Annotated in this window: 11 protein-coding genes; 2 read left to right on the top strand and 9 right to left on the bottom strand. The window is 71.0% G+C overall.

Going from position 1 to position 14,297, the window contains the following annotated elements:
- Nucleotides 1-29 precede the first annotated feature (29 nt).
- The 8 genes from DMA15_RS32550 to DMA15_RS32515 all read right to left on the bottom strand — a co-directional run bounded on the left by DMA15_RS32550 (nucleotide 30) and on the right by DMA15_RS32515 (nucleotide 11,474).
- Nucleotides 30-1,463 (bottom strand): ThuA domain-containing protein, encoded by a 1,434-nt coding sequence (locus tag DMA15_RS32550; RefSeq protein ID WP_125516269.1) that lies wholly within the window; start codon nucleotides 1,461-1,463, stop codon nucleotides 30-32.
- A gap of 5 nt (nucleotides 1,464-1,468) precedes the next feature.
- A complete protein-coding gene (locus tag DMA15_RS32545) occupies nucleotides 1,469-3,955 on the bottom strand; it encodes a PQQ-dependent sugar dehydrogenase (protein WP_125516268.1) in 2,487 nt (828 codons plus the stop codon).
- A 198-nt stretch (nucleotides 3,956-4,153) separates the two neighbouring features.
- A complete protein-coding gene (locus DMA15_RS32540; RefSeq protein ID WP_125516267.1) occupies nucleotides 4,154-5,158 on the bottom strand; it encodes a sugar phosphate isomerase/epimerase family protein in 1,005 nt (334 codons plus the stop codon).
- 77 nt (nucleotides 5,159-5,235) lie between these two features.
- Nucleotides 5,236-6,456 (bottom strand): Gfo/Idh/MocA family oxidoreductase, encoded by a 1,221-nt coding sequence (locus DMA15_RS32535; protein ID WP_125516266.1) that lies wholly within the window; start codon nucleotides 6,454-6,456, stop codon nucleotides 5,236-5,238.
- A gap of 51 nt (nucleotides 6,457-6,507) precedes the next feature.
- Nucleotides 6,508-7,548 carry a substrate-binding domain-containing protein gene (locus tag DMA15_RS32530; RefSeq protein WP_125516265.1) on the bottom strand — a complete coding sequence of 347 codons (1,041 nt, stop codon included), beginning with the start codon at nucleotides 7,546-7,548 and terminating at the stop codon, nucleotides 6,508-6,510.
- Between the two features lie 56 nt (nucleotides 7,549-7,604).
- Complete coding sequence (locus DMA15_RS32525; RefSeq protein ID WP_125516264.1) at nucleotides 7,605-8,627, bottom strand: ABC transporter permease; 1,023 nt, start codon at nucleotides 8,625-8,627, stop codon at nucleotides 7,605-7,607.
- A complete protein-coding gene (locus tag DMA15_RS32520; RefSeq protein ID WP_125516263.1) occupies nucleotides 8,624-10,141 on the bottom strand; it encodes a sugar ABC transporter ATP-binding protein in 1,518 nt (505 codons plus the stop codon). The genes DMA15_RS32525 and DMA15_RS32520 overlap by 4 nt, the downstream gene beginning before the upstream one ends.
- Nucleotides 10,142-10,292: 151 nt before the next feature.
- A complete protein-coding gene (locus DMA15_RS32515; RefSeq protein WP_125516262.1) occupies nucleotides 10,293-11,474 on the bottom strand; it encodes an ROK family transcriptional regulator in 1,182 nt (393 codons plus the stop codon).
- 231 nt (nucleotides 11,475-11,705) lie between these two features.
- Between DMA15_RS32515 and DMA15_RS32510 the strand changes: the two genes are divergently transcribed.
- On the top strand, nucleotides 11,706-12,128 hold the full coding sequence (locus DMA15_RS32510; RefSeq protein WP_125516261.1) for a PaaI family thioesterase: 423 nt from the start codon (nucleotides 11,706-11,708) through the stop codon (nucleotides 12,126-12,128).
- A 49-nt stretch (nucleotides 12,129-12,177) separates the two neighbouring features.
- Here the strand turns inward: DMA15_RS32510 and DMA15_RS32505 are convergent, their stop codons facing one another.
- Entirely contained in the window at nucleotides 12,178-13,125 is a 948-nt protein-coding gene (locus DMA15_RS32505) for a beta-ketoacyl-ACP synthase III (protein ID WP_125516260.1), read from the bottom strand.
- Between the two features lie 266 nt (nucleotides 13,126-13,391).
- Between DMA15_RS32505 and fdhD the strand changes: the two genes are divergently transcribed.
- Nucleotides 13,392-14,240, top strand: coding sequence for a formate dehydrogenase accessory sulfurtransferase FdhD (gene fdhD, locus DMA15_RS32500; RefSeq protein ID WP_125516259.1), 849 nt, complete (start codon nucleotides 13,392-13,394; stop codon nucleotides 14,238-14,240).
- The last annotated feature ends 57 nt before the right edge of the window (nucleotides 14,241-14,297 follow it).

Here is a 14,297-nt window from a genome sequence, read left to right as displayed (position 1 = left end):
GAGGTCCGGCGTCCTCCGCCCGCCGTCGTCTAGCGGCCCCCGCCCGGACGGGCCGAGGCGGCGGAGGGCGAGCCCTTCAGCCCGCTCAGCCCCCTCAGCCCGCTCAGCGCCCTCAGCTCCTTCACCCGGACGTTCCGGAAGGAGACCTCATCGGTGTCGCCATGGTTCTGGAGGCCGATGTGCCCTTGGCGCAGGCTCCGCGCCGGGTCCGTGTTGGTGAAATCGTTGATCTTCACGCCGTTGAGGTAGACGCGAAGGCGTTCGCCCTCGACGCGGATCTCGTAGGTGTTCCACTCCCCCGGCGGGTTCAGCGCCTTGTCCCGCCTCTTCAGGTCCGCGGATTTGAAGCCGTAGACGGAGCCCGTGGTCTTCTCGGGGACGTCCGTGGCGTCGATCTGGATCTCGTATCCCTTGTTCACGGCCGACCAGGGGTCGTCGGAGGCCGGGAAGCCCACGAAGATGCCGGAGTTGTCGTCGCCGCGCATCCGCCAGTCGAGCTTGAGGGAGTAGGAGCCGAGTTCGCGCCGCTCGTACCAGAGCATGCCCATGCCGCCGACAGTCGTGAGCGTCCCGTCGTCCTCCTTGAGGGCGAAGGAGCCGGGGCCGGCCTGTTTCCAGTCCGCCAGGGAGGCCGCCTTGCCGTCGAAGAGGGGTGTGTAGCCCCGCTCGGGGCGGCAGTCGGCCTGGGCCGCGCCGGTGGCCCAGCGGACTCCGCCGAGCAGGTGTTGGCGGAAGGCCGGTTCGGCGTAGGACTCCTTGGTGTGGCCGCCGCCAGTGTAGAAGGAGCGGCCGCCCCGGTAGTCGCTCTGGCACCAGGCGATGGGGTGGTCGCCCATCGTGCCGCCCGTGTACGACGACTCGTCGAGCGAGGCGAGGACACGGGCCCGTTCGCGCGGGTTGGAGCGGTAGTCGTACCACTCGTCGGTGCGCTCCCAGGCCCCGGCGCCCAGGTGGGACGTGGCGGGGTGGGCGTGCTCCTCCACCTGGACCTTCGCCCGCTGGATCGCGGGGTGCGACTGGAAGTACGCGCCCGCGAGCCCGCCGTAGAAGGGCCAGTCGTACTCGGTGTCGGCGGCGGCGTGCACCCCGACGTAGGCGCCGCCGCCCCGGATGTAGCCCTCGAAGGCCCGCTGCTGGGCGGCGTCGAGGACGTCGCCCGTGGTCGAGAGCCAGACGACGGCGTCGTACCGGCGCAGGTTCTTGACCGTGAAGGCCCCCGCGTCCTCGGTCGCGTCGACGGTGAAGCCACCCTCGGCGCCGAGTTCCCTGACGGTGGCGATCCCGGTGGGGATGGAGTCGTGCCGGAAGCCCGCCGTCTTGGAGAAGACGAGGACGCGCTCACCGTCCTTGCCCGCCGCCCGGCCGGTGCCGGGTTCAGAGGCGGCGGGCCCCGACACGCACCCGATGAGCAGGGCGGCCGCCGTCGCGGTGAGGAGCCGTGCCCGTCCGCGCGTCGCGGTCACCGGCCTCACCCCTTACCACCGGTGGCGGCCCTGGTCGTGAACGTGAAGTCGTCCACGTCGTACAGCGCTCCCGTCCCCTTGCCCTTGAAGACCAGGTACAGCGTCGTGGTCTTCGACGGCGCCCGGGTGAGGGGCGTACTCACGTCCTTGTACGTCTCCCACGAACCGGTCGGCTCGACCTTCGCCGTGCCGAGCAGCCTGCCGCGGACCGAGCCGCTGCGGACCTCCAGCGTGCCGCCGGATCCGGCCGAGGCGACCCGTGCGGTCAGCTTGGTGGCGTCGGCGAGGATGTACGGCTTGAAGGAGATCCAGTCGCCGTGGTGGATGTCGCCGACGGTCTTTCCGCCGTGCGCCGGGGTGTGGTTGACGACGGACACGCCCTTGGCGTCGCCGTAGTGCTCGGCCTGGCGGTGTTTGGGCTGGACGACGTTCTGGTCGTGGGTGGTCAGCGCGGGCTGGCCGTTCGCGCCCTTGTCGGTGTACTCGGCGTCGAACACCCCGAAGATGTTGGCGTTCGGGTCGTGCTCGCCGTCCGCCGACGTCTGGAGGGTGCCCGAGCAGCCGTTGGCCGAGGTGACGGGGTGGCCGTGGCTGTCATGGCCGAGGATGTGCGTGACCTTGACCTTGGCGCAGTCGACGGGGCCGTCTTCCGGGTCGGTCACCTTGACCTTGAACGGCACCTTGTCGCCGAAGGTGAACAGCTGGCCGTCACCGGGGAGTTCCAGGGTCACCTTGGGCGCGGTGTTGCCGACGGTGATGTGCGCGCTGGCCGATCCGGTGCGGCCGGTGGAGTCCTTGACGGTCACGGTCGCCGTGTAGACGCCGTTCTTCTTGTACGTGTACGTGGGGTTCTGCTGGGTGGACTTGCCGCCGTCGCCGAAGTCCCAGGAGTAGGTCAGCGTGCCGCCGTCGGCGTCCGTGGCCTTCGCGGTGAACTTGGTCCGCAGCGGGGCCTGGCCGCTGGTCACCGACGCGCTCGCCTCGACGACCGGGGAGTGCCCCGTCGTGGCGTTCTCGATGCGGAAGAGACCGGAGTTCTCGTCGCCGCCGAACCAGGCGGTGCCGTAGTCGAGGACGTAGAGCGCGCCGTCGGGGCCGAACTCCATGTCCATCACCTGGGTGCCCGTCCACGGGAACGGGTTGATCTTCGAGACCGTGCCGTCGGCCCCCTGCTCGATGCGTTTGATCCAGCGCCTGCCGAACTCGCCGGCGAAGAAGTCACCGTCGTACGCCTCGGGGAACTTGACCGGGGAGGAGTTCTGCGCGTCGTAGCGGTAGACGGGTCCGGCCATCGGGGACTCGGAGCCCGAGCCGAACTCGGGGACGGAACCGCCGTCGTACGGAATCCACGCTTCCTGGGCGGGCGGGAGGTCGGTGAGCCCGGTGTTGTGGGGCGAGTCGTTCTTGGGCTTGGCGCAGTCGAAGGGGGCGCCGGAGGTGCCGGTGGCGAAGTCGTAGTCGACGTAGGCGTCGTTCTTGCCGGTGCAGAACGGCCAGCCGAAGTTGCCGGGCTTGGTCACGCGGGCGAACTCGACCTGGCCGGCGGGGCCGCGCTTGGGGTCGGCCGCTCCCGCGTCGGGACCGTAGTCGCCGACGTAGACGGTGCCGGTGGGCTTGTCGACGCTCATCCGGAAGGGGTTGCGGAAGCCCATGGCGTAGATCTCGGGGCGGGTCTTCTCGGTGCCCTTGGCGAAGAGGTTGCCGTCCGGGACCGTGTACGAGCCGTCGTCGGCGACCTTGATGCGCAGGATCTTGCCGCGCAGGTCGTTGGTGTTGCCCGCGCTGCGCCGTGCGTCGTACGCGGGGTTGCGGCCGGGGCGCTCGTCGATGGGCGTGAAGCCGTCGGAGGCGAAGGGGTTGGAGTCGTCGCCCGTCGAGAGGTAGAGGTTGCCCTCCTTGTCGAAGTCGATGTCGCCGCCGACGTGGCAGCAGATGCCGCGGCTCGCGGGGACGTCGAGGACCTTCTTCTCGCTGGCGTTGTCCAGGGTCCCGTCGGCCTTGAGGACGAAGCGGGAGAGGCGGTTGACGCCGTCGAACCTCTTGAAGTCCTCGGCCGTGCCGTTCTCCGGGGCGTCGCCCGCCGGGGTGTCGAGCGGCGGCGCGTAGTAGAGGAAAATCGCGCGGTTCTCGCTGAACTCCGGGTCGATGGCGACGCCTTGCAGTCCCTCCTCGTCGTGCGTGTACACGGGGATCTTGCCCGCGATCCTGGTGTTGCCCGCGGGGTCCGTGAGGCGCAGCGTGCCGTCGCGGCTCGTGTGCAGGACCGAGCGGTCCGGCAGCACGGAGAGCGTCATGGGCTCGCCGACCTCCGGCTCGCCCTTGGCGAGGGTGACCTGCTGGAAGTCCTCCGCGGCGGGGGCGGCCGCCGCGGGCGGGTCGGCGGGGACGGCCCCGGCCGTGGGTACGGCGAGGGTCAGCGAGGCACCGGTGAGCAGCGCGCCGGTGAGCAGGGCGAGGGCTTGGTGGCGAAGTCTCGGGCGTTTCCTGTGCACGGGGTTCCTCCGGAGGGGACGGTCGTACGCGGGTGTGTGCGCCGTGCGCCGGGGTGCGCCGTCACCCCGGACCTTCGTGTCCTGATTTATGTCCTGTACACATCAGGGACGGTAGCCACGTTTGTCCCGGGCGGATAGCCCTTACGCGGCACGGAAGTTCAGCTTTTTCCCGTCACTGGACAAACAGCGGGGAGAGGCCTAGTCGGAGCCGCCGAACGCGGCGTCGAAGGACGCGGTCGGCGCCTCGAAGTCGTACGCCTTCAAACGGACCAGGGCCTCCGGGGCGCCCTGGAGGCGATCCATGCCGGCGTCCTCCCACTCCACCGAGATCGGGCCCTCGTAGGCGATCGAGCCCAGCATTCTGAAGACGTCCTCCCATGGGACGTCGCCGTGGCCCGCCGAGACGAAGTCCCAGCCGCGCCGGGGGTCGCCCCACGGCAGGTGCGAGCCGAGGCGGCCGTTGCGGCCGTCCAGGCGGCGCCGGGCCTCCTTGCAGTCGACGTGGTAGATGCGGTCCCGGAAGTCGTAGAGGAACCCGACCGGGTCGAGGTCCTGCCACACGAAGTGGGAGGGGTCGAAGTTGAGGCCGAAGGCCGGGCGGTGGCCGACGGCCTCCAGGGCCTTGTGCGTGGTCCAGTAGTCGTACGCGATCTCCGAGGGGTGCACCTCGTGGGCGAACCGCACACCGTGCTCGTCGAAGACGTCCAGGATCGGGTTCCAGCGCTCGGCGAAGTCCTCGTAACCACGCTCGATCATGGATTCGGGGGCGGGCGGGAACATCGCGACCAGATGCCAGATTGCCGAACCCGTGAAGCCGACGACGGTGTCGACACCGAAGGCGGCGGCGGCCCGCGCGGTGTCCTTGATCTCGGCGGCGGCTCGCTGCCGCACGCCCTCCGCCTCGCCGTCGCCCCAGACGCGGGCGGGCAGGATCGCCCGGTGCCGCTCGTCGATGATCGCGTCGCAGACGGCCTGGCCGACCAGATGGTTGGAGATCGCCCAGCACTTGAGGCCGTACTTGTCGAGGAGGGCGTGCCTCCCGTCCAGGTAGGCGGGGTCGGCGAGGGCCTTGTCGACCTCGAAGTGGTCGCCCCAGCAGGCGAGTTCGAGGCCGTCGTAGCCGAAGTCGCGGGCGAGCCGGCAGACCTCTTCGAGCGGCAGGTCGGCCCACTGGCCGGTGAAGAGCGTGAACCTACGGGGCATGTCCGGGCCTCCTCAAGAGCAAGGGCGTGGGTACGCGGCGGGCACCCAGTCGGGGTCGGGTCGGGATCAGGTGGCGATCACGTGGGGATCAGGGTGTACACGGAGTTCTTCGCCGCGCTCTCCTCCACCGCCGCGAGCACCCGCTGCACGCAGAGCCCGTCGGCGAAGGACGGTTCGGGCCGCGTCCCGGTGGCGATGGCGTGCAGCAGGTCGCGGGCCTGGTGCACGAAGGTGTGCTCGTAGCCGAGGCCGTGGCCGGGCGGCCACCAGGCGTCCAGGTACGGGTGCTCCGGTTCGGTCACCAGGATCCGGCGGAAGCCGGAGGACGCGGCGGGCTCGGTGTGGTCGTGGAAGGAGAGCTCGTTCAGTCGCTCCAGGTCGAAGGCCAACGAGCCCTTCGAGCCGTTCAGTTCGAGGCGCAGCGCGTTCTTGCGGCCCGCCGCGAAACGCGTCGCCTCGAAGGAGGCGAGCGCGCCGGAGGGAAAGCGGCCGGTGAAGACGGCCGCGTCGTCCACCGTGACCGTGCCGCGCCGCGTGCCGCCCGACGCGGTGAGCCCGCTGGAAGCGCCCTCCAGCAGCGGCCGTTCGCGTACGAAGGTCTCGGTGAGCGCGGACACTCCGGCCACCTGCTCCCCCGCCAGATACTGTGCGAGGTCGACGATGTGCGCCCCCAGGTCACCCAGCGCCCCTGAGCCCGCGTGCTCCTTGATCAGCCGCCAGGTGAGCGGGAAGTCGGCGTCCACCAGCCAGTCCTGAAGGTACGTCAGGCGCACGTGCCGCAGTGCTCCGAGCCGCCCTTGGGCGACCATCCGCCGGGCGAGCGCGAGGGCGGGCACGCGCCGGTAGTTGAAGCCGACCATGGCCACCTGCCCCCGGGCGCGGGCCCGTTCGGCGGCCTCGGCCATCGCCTCGGCCTCCTCGACGGTGTTCGCCAGCGGCTTCTCGCACAGTACGTGCTTGCCCGCCTCCAGGGCCGCGACGGCGATCTCCGCGTGGCTGTCGCCGGGGGTGCAGATGTCGACGAGGTCGACGTCGTCCCGGGCGATCAGAGCCCGCCAGTCGGTCTCGGCGGCGGCCCAGCCGAGCCGGTCGGCGGCGGCGCGCACGGCGCCCGCGTCGCGCCCGCAGACGGCCGCGAGCACCGGATCGACCGGCAGGTCGAAGACGCGCCCCACCGTGCGCCAGCCCTGGGAGTGGGCGGCGCCCATGAAGGCGTACCCGACCATGCCCACTCCCAGCGGCCGCTTCCCCGCCGCCTTGGAATCGGCCCCGGGGCCGGACGCTTCCGTCTCACGCATGCGGTACTCCTCCTCGTCGTCGACGCTCGGTGGGGGGTGCGGACACGCGCATCACTTGAAGCCGGTGGACATGTACTGGTCGACGTTGTCCTTGTCGACCACGGCGGAGTAGCAGGTGACGAAGGACGGGATCTCGAACTCCGCCATGCCGCTGACGCCCTTGCCCTGCCCGAGGGCGCGCGCCAGGTCGATCGCGGAGGCGGCCATGGTGGGCGGGTACAGGACGGTGGCCTTCAGGACGCTGTCGTCCGACTCGATGGCCTGGAAGGCGGAGAGCGCGCCCGCGCCGCCGACCATCAGGAAGTCGTCCCTGCCCGCCTGCTTGATCGCGCGCAGGGCGCCCACGCCCTGGTCGTCGTCGTGGTTCCACAGCGCGTCGAAGTCCTTCTGCGCCTGGAGGAGCTGGGACATCTTCGACTGGCCCGACTCGACGGTGAACTCGGCGGCCTGGCGGGCGACCTTCTTGATGTTCGGGTAGTTCTTGAGGGCGTCGTCGAAGCCCTTGGTGCGCTGCTTGGTCAGTTCGAGGTTGTCGAGCCCGGCCAGCTCCACCACGCGGGCGTTCTTCCTGTCCTTGAGCTTCTCGCCGATGTAGTGGCCGGCGCTCAGGCCCATGCCGTAGTTGTCGCCGCCGATCCAGCAGCGGTAGGCCTGCGGGGAGGCGAAGACGCGGTCGAGGTTGACGACGGGGATGCCCGCCTTCATGGCCTTCAGACCGACCTGGGTGAGCGCCTTGCCGTCGGCGGGCAGGATCACCAGGACGTCGACCTTCTTGTTGATGAGCGTCTCGACCTGGCCGATCTGCGTGGCGGTGTCGTTCGAGCCCTCGGTGGCCTCCAGGGTGACGTCGGAGTACTTCTCCGCCCGCTCCTTGGCGTTGTCGTTGATGGCGTTGAGCCAGCCGTGGTCGGCCTGCGGCCCGGCGAAGCCGATGGTGACCTTCTTGCCCGGCTTGTCGTCGGCGACCTGCTGGTCCTTGTCGTTCGAGCCCTCCTCCTTGGGGTCGTTGCTGGTGCAGCCCGCCAGGAAGGCTCCGGAGGAGAGCGCGGCGGCTCCGAACAGGAGGCCTCTGCGGCTCGTGTGGGATGGCATGGGTGTACCCCTCAGCTCAGACGGTGGATGCCGGTCTCAAGAAGTGGTTGCCGGTCTCAAGGAGTGGTTGCCGTGCGTCGTTGGACCAGCACCGCGGCGACGATGATCGCCCCCTTGGCGATCTGCTGGGTGGCGGTCTCCAGATTGTTGAGCGCGAAGATGTTGGTGATCGTGGTGAAGATCAGTACGCCGAGCACCGAGCCGGTGATGGTGCCCCGGCCGCCGCTGAGCAGGGTGCCGCCGATGATCGCGGCGGCGATGGCGTCCAGCTCGTACAGGTTGCCGTTGGTGTTCTGGCCCGATCCGGCGAGGACGATCAGCAGGAACGCCGCGATGCCGCAGCACAGCCCGGAGAGCAGATACAGATACAGCCGCTGTCTGCGTACGTCGATGCCCGCGAGGCGCGCCGCTTCCGCGTTGCCGCCGACCGCGACGGAGCGCCGGCCGAAGGTGGTGCGGTTCAGCAGCAGCCAGCCGACGACGGTGACGGCGGCGAAGACCAGGACGAGCGGGGGGATGCCAAGGACGTAGGAGTCGCGCTCGCCGAGTCGCAACACCCCGTCGACGGTGACCATCTGGGTCTTGCCGTCGGTGATCTGGAGGGCGAGCCCGCGCCCCGCCGCCAGCATGGCGAGGGTGGCGATGAACGGCACTACCCCGCCGTACGCGATGAGCGCGCCGTTGACCAGGCCGCACCCCATGCCGACCACCACGGCGGTGAAGAGGATGCCCGCGAAGCCGTACTCCTGGGTGGCGACCGTCGTGGCCCACACCGAGGCGAGCGCGACGATCGCGCCGACCGACAGATCGATGCCGCCGGAGATGATCACGAACGTCATGCCGACGGTGACGACGCCGATGACGGAGGCCTGGGTGAGGATCAGCTGGAGGTTGTCGGTGTCAAGGAACGAGTCGGGCTGGGTGACGCCGCCGATCAGGATCAGCGCGGCGAGCACGCCGACCAGCGAGAGCGTGCGGAGGTCGGCGCGGGCCAGCGTGGCGCGCCACGGGCTGCCGCCGCTGTCGGCGGGCGCGGTCTTGCGGGCGGCGGCCTCGGCCGCCGGGGCGGGCTGGGTCATGACGCCGGGCTCCCTTCGATGACGAGGTCGAGTACGCGGTGTTCGTCGAGGTCACGGGCGGCCGCGGTGTGCACGACGCGGCCTTCGCGGAGCACGAGGACGCGGTCGGCGAGGCCGAGCACCTCGGGCACCTCGCTGGAGACGAGGAGCACGGCGAGGCCTTCGTCGGCGAGGCGGCGGATCACCGCGTACAGCTCGGCTCGGGCGCCGACGTCGACGCCGCGGGTCGGCTCGTCGAGGAGCAGTACGCGGCAGCCGCGCAGGAGCCAGCGGGCCAGGACGGCCTTTTGCTGGTTGCCTCCGGAGAGGGTGCGCACGGGGACGGAGGGGTCGTCGGGGCGCAGCGACAGTTCGCGGGTGGCGGCTCGCGCGGCGTTCCGTTCGGCTCCCCGGTCCAGCCAGCCGCCGCGTGAGAAGCGGGACATGGAGGAGACGGACACATTGCGGGTGACGGACTCCAGCATGAGCAGGGCCTGCGCCTTGCGCTCCTCGGGTGCGAGGCCGAGGCCCGCGCGGACGGCGGCCCGGACGCTTCCGGGGCGCAACACCCTGCCCTGGACGGCTACTTGTCCGGCGGTCGGCTTGCGGGCGCCGTAGATCGTCTCCAGGATCTCGGAGCGGCCCGAGCCGACGAGTCCGGCGAGGCCGACGATCTCTCCGGGGTACAGGTCGAGGTCGAGGGGGGCGAACTCTCCGTGCCGGGTGAGGCCGCGGACGGTCAAGACGGGCTCGGCCGAGGCCCGTTCAGCGGGCCTCTCCGGAAAGACGTACTCGACATCGCGGCCGGTCATGAGCGCCACGACGTCCCTGGTCGGCGTGGTTTTCGCGGGCAGCCCTCCCGCGACGGCGCGTCCGTCCTTGAGGACGGTGACGCGGTCGCCGATGCGGCGGATCTCTTCGAGGCGGTGCGAGATGTAGACGACGGCGACACCGTCCGCGGTGAGGTCGCCGACGATACGGAAGAGGTTGTCGACCTCGTCGGGGTCGAGGGCCGCGGACGGTTCGTCCATGACGATCAGACGCACCTCGTGGGAGAGCGCGCGGGCCATCGAGACGATCTGCCGCTGGGCGGCGGAGAGGTCGCCGACGAGCCGCCCTGGATCGATCTCCGCGTGCCCGAGTCGCCTCAGGAGAGCGGCTGTTGAGGCCTTCGCCGCCCGTCCGCGCACGAAGAACCCCGCGGTGGTCGGCTCGTGCCCGAGGTGGATGTTCTCGGCGACGGAGAGGTGCTCCACCAGGTCGAGTTCCTGGTAGATGGTGGCGATGCCGAGCCGCATGGCCGCGAGGGGCGAGCGGAGCGCGGTGGGCTCGCCGCGCCAGCGGATCTCGCCGCCGTCGGGCTGGTGGGCGCCCGCGAGGACCTTGATGAGCGTGGACTTCCCGGCGCCGTTCTGGCCGAGGAGGCAGTGCACCTCACCGGCCTGGACCTGGAGGTCGACTCCGTCGAGGGCACGGACGCCGGGGAACGACTTGGTGATGCCGGACATGGTGAGCAGCGGTGGTTCTGGTGCCATGGCGGTTCCCCCAGGCGGGTGCGTACGAGCCGGTCTCAGGGCAGGGCGGTGCCGCGGATCAGGGCGGGGCGTGCCGCGGTTTCGGGGCAGGGCGGAGCAGTGCGCTGTGCTGGGTGCTGGGTGCGGTGGCTCTGTGGGACTTGCGTGCCGGTCAGGCCGGGGAGAACAGGTGGTCGCTGATGAGCCGGGCGCCGCCGATGACACCGGCGGTGGGGCCCAACTCGCCGAGGACGATGGGGAGGTTGCCGGTCGCCAGCGGCAGGGACTGGCGGTAGACCTGCGTGCGGATCGCGGCGAGGAGAGTGTGGCCGAGGCCGGTCACGCCGCCGCCGATCACCACGAGGCCGGGGTTGAAGAAGCTGACGAGGGCCGCGATGACCTGGCCGGTGCGGTTGCCGCCCTCGCGGATGAGGTCGAGCGCGGTGGCATCACCGGCGGCGGCGGCCGCCGCGACGTCGACGGCGCTGAGCCGCCCCGCCTCGTCGAGCCGCGCGGCCAGCTCCGCCGAACGCCCTTGCGTGGCCGCCTCCGTCGCGTCGCGGGCGAGCGCCGCGCCGCTGAAGTAGGCCTCCAGGCAGCCCCTGTTGCCGCAGGCGCAGGGGCGCCCGTCCGGTTCCGCCTGGATGTGGCCGATGTCGCCGGCGCTGCCCGTCGTACCGCGGTAGACCTCGCCGCCGACGACGATGCCGCAGCCGATGCCCGTGCCGATCTTGACGCAGAGGAAGTCGCCCACGGAGCGCGCGACGCCCGCGTGCTGCTCCCCCATCGCCATGAGGTTCACGTCGTTGTCGACCATGACGGGACAGCCGAGCTCCTGGCTGAGGGCCTCCCTGACGGGGAAACCGTCCCAGCCCGGCATGATCGGCGGCGCGACCGGCACGCCTTCGGGGAAGCGGACGGGCCCGGGGACGCCGATGCCGGCGCCGTCGAATCCTTCCGCGAGCCCGGACGCCCTCAACTTGGCTGCCATCGCGAGGACTTGCTCGAAGACCGCGACCGGGCCCTCACGCACGTCCATGGGCTGGTTGATGTGGCCCAGCACCTCCAGCTCGGCGTTGGTCACCGCGACGTCGACGGAGGTCGCGCCGATGTCCACGCCGAGGAAACGGAGGGCCGGGGCCAGCCGGATGTTGTGGGAGCGGCGGCCGCCGCGCGAGGCGGCGAGACCGTCGGCGACCACGAGTCCGGTCTCCAGGAGCCGGTCGACCTCGACGGCCAGCTTGGAGCGCGAGAGATCGACCTGATCGCCCAGCTGCGCACGGGAGTTGGGACCACCGTCCCGCAACAGCCGCAGCAGCCGCGCCTGGTGCGCGTTGGCGGGTCGAGCCGTCATACGTCTCACGCGCCCCTCCCCGCCTCATCGGGCTTCCTTCGAGCTTTCGAGGGGAACGTAGCAGCGCGTGCCGGGGCTGGGAAGAAGTTGCGCGCGAATTGCCCATGGCTTTCTCCAGTCACAGGACAAAGCAACTCCGGTGCGTGCCCGGCTTACCTCTGAGGTAATCGACGCCTGCGGGAGACGTACCGCACGATGGTGGTCCGCCACCCCCCAGTGGAAGGTCGCCTCATGTCGGACACCCTGGCCCAGAACGATCCGCGTGCCCACCTGCTCTCCCTCGTCCCCTTCGCCGGGCACCTCGGCATCACCTTCGAAGAGGCGGGGCCCGAGCGCGTGGAGGGCACCCTGCCGTGGTCGCCGGAACTGTGCACGGTGGGCGGCGTGCTGCACGGCGGGGCGGTGATGACGCTCGCCGACACGGTCGGCGCGGTGTGCGCGTTCCTCAACCTGCCCGAGGGCGCGGCGACATCGACGATCGAGTCCAAGACCAACTTCCTGCGGGCCGTGCGCTCCGGAACGGCCCGCGCGGTGGCCCGCCCGCTGCACATCGGCGGCTCCTTCATCGTCGTACAGACCGAGATGTACGACGATCAAGGTCGGCTGGCAGGTCAGACCACGCAGACGCAGGCGGTACTCGGCGCCAGGAGCTAGCGAGCGCCCTACGGAGCCGGCGAGCGCCCCTCGGACCCGGCGAGCGCCGCTACGGGCAGCGGACGACCTGTCCCGCGTACGAGAGGTTCCCGCCGAAGCCGAAGAGCAGGACCGGGTCGCCGGAGCGCAGTTCCCCGCGCTCCACGAGCTTGGACAGGGCCATCGGGATGCTTCCCGCCGAGGTGTTCCCGGAGTCGACGACATCGCGGGCGACGACGGCGTTCACCGCGCCGATGCGCTCCGCGAGCGGCTCGATGATGCGGAGGTTGGCCTGGTGCAGGACGACTCCGGCGAGGTCGGCCGGGGTGAGCCCGGCGCGCTCGCAGGCCGCGCGGGCCAGCGGCGGCAGCTGGGTCGTGGCCCAGCGGTAGACGCTCTGCCCTTCCTGGGCGAAGCGCGGCGGGGTGCCCTCGATGCGGACGGCGTGGCCCATCTCGGGCACCGAGCCCCACAGCACCGGCCCGATGCCGGGCTCCTCGCCGGGCCCGCACGCCTCGACGACGACGGCGCCCGCGCCGTCACCGGTCAGTACGCAGGAGGTGCGGTCCGTCCAGTCGGTGACCTCGGACATCTTGTCCGCGCCGATGACCAGGGCGCGGGTGGCGGCCCCGGCCCGCACGGTGTGGTCGGCGGTGGCGAGCGCGTGCGTGAAGCCCGCGCAGACGACGTTGATGTCCATCGCGGACGGCGAGGGGATGCCGAGCCGGGCGGCGACCCGCGCGGCCATGTTCGGCGAGCGGTCGATGGCCGTGGAGGTGGCGACCAGGACCAGGTCGATCGCGTCGGGGGTCAGGCCCGCCGCGGCCAGCGCCTTGCCCCCGGCGTGCGCGGCCAGCTCGTCGACCGGCTCCTCGGGCCCCGCGATGTGACGGGTGCGGATGCCCACCCGGGACCGGATCCACTCGTCGCTGGTGTCGACCATGCCCGCCAGGTCCTCGTTGGTGAGGATCTTGGCGGGTTGGTAATGGCCGAGAGCGGCGATGCGCGAGCCGTGCATGTACGGGTCCCCCTTGTTGCCGGAGATGCGGGACCCTCCAGTGTGGTCAGCGACTCACCGGTAACAGGGCACGTAAAGCGACAGGAAAGGCGGGCGCGCTTTGGATGCTTCTCATGATCCGATCACCCTCTGACGAGGGGGGTGACCTTGTGTGCGAGTTCGGGCGGCGCGCAGGGACAATGAGGGCGGGGGCGCGGGGAGAGGCCCCCTCCGCTTCAAGGGCCGATTCGGCTGCCAGCACGTACAGAACCGGGACTGATCAGGACATGGGACGAGTCACGGAGCGACGCAAGGTCATCCGGATCCGGGACGGACGCGTCACCGAGCGGCCCGACACCCTGGTCGCCGAGGAGCCCCTGGAGATCCGGCTGAACGGCAAGCCGCTCGCCATCACCATGCGCACGCCGGGCGACGACTTCGCGCTCGCGGCGGGCTTCCTGGTGAGCGAGGGGGTCCTCGGGGACGCCGGAGAGCTGCGGAACATCGTGTACTGCGCCGGCGCCACCGAGGACGGTTCGAACACATACAACGTGGTGGATGTGCGCACGTCCCCGGAGATCGTCCTGCCCGACATCACCCTGGAGCGGAACGTCTATACGACGTCGTCGTGCGGGCTGTGCGGGAAGGCGAGCCTCGACGCGGTGCGCACCACCGCGCGCTGGCCGATCGCCGACACTCCCCCGGTACGCGTCGGCACCGAGCTGCTCGCGGACCTCCCCGACCGGCTGCGCGAGTCGCAGCGTGTGTTCGACCGGACCGGGGGGCTGCACGCGGCCGCGCTCTTCGACGAGGAGGGGCGGCTGCTCGACATACGGGAGGACGTGGGGCGGCACAACGCCGTCGACAAGCTCGTCGGCCGGGCGCTCCAAGAGGGGCGGCTTCCGCTGTCGCGCGCGATCCTGCTCGTCTCGGGCCGCGCGTCGTTCGAGCTGGCCCAGAAGGCGGTGATGGCGGGCATCCCGGTGCTGGCCGCGGTCTCCGCGCCGTCCTCGCTCGCGGTCGACCTGGCCGCCGAGACCGGTCTGACGCTGATCGGTTTCCTGCGGGGCTCCTCCATGAACGTATACGCGGGCGAACACCGCCTCGCCTTCCCGGCAGGGGCTACCCAGGGCTGATCCGGCGCCCGGCCAGCGGTGAGCGCGGCCCGCCGCGCACGCGCGGTGCGCGCTGGA

The organism is Streptomyces sp. WAC 01529 (assembly GCF_003945545.1).
Classification (GTDB): domain Bacteria; phylum Actinomycetota; class Actinomycetes; order Streptomycetales; family Streptomycetaceae; genus Streptomyces; species Streptomyces anatolicus.
The sequence above is the reverse complement of the archived record's forward strand: the minus strand, read 5'-3'. Positions and strand labels throughout refer to the sequence as shown.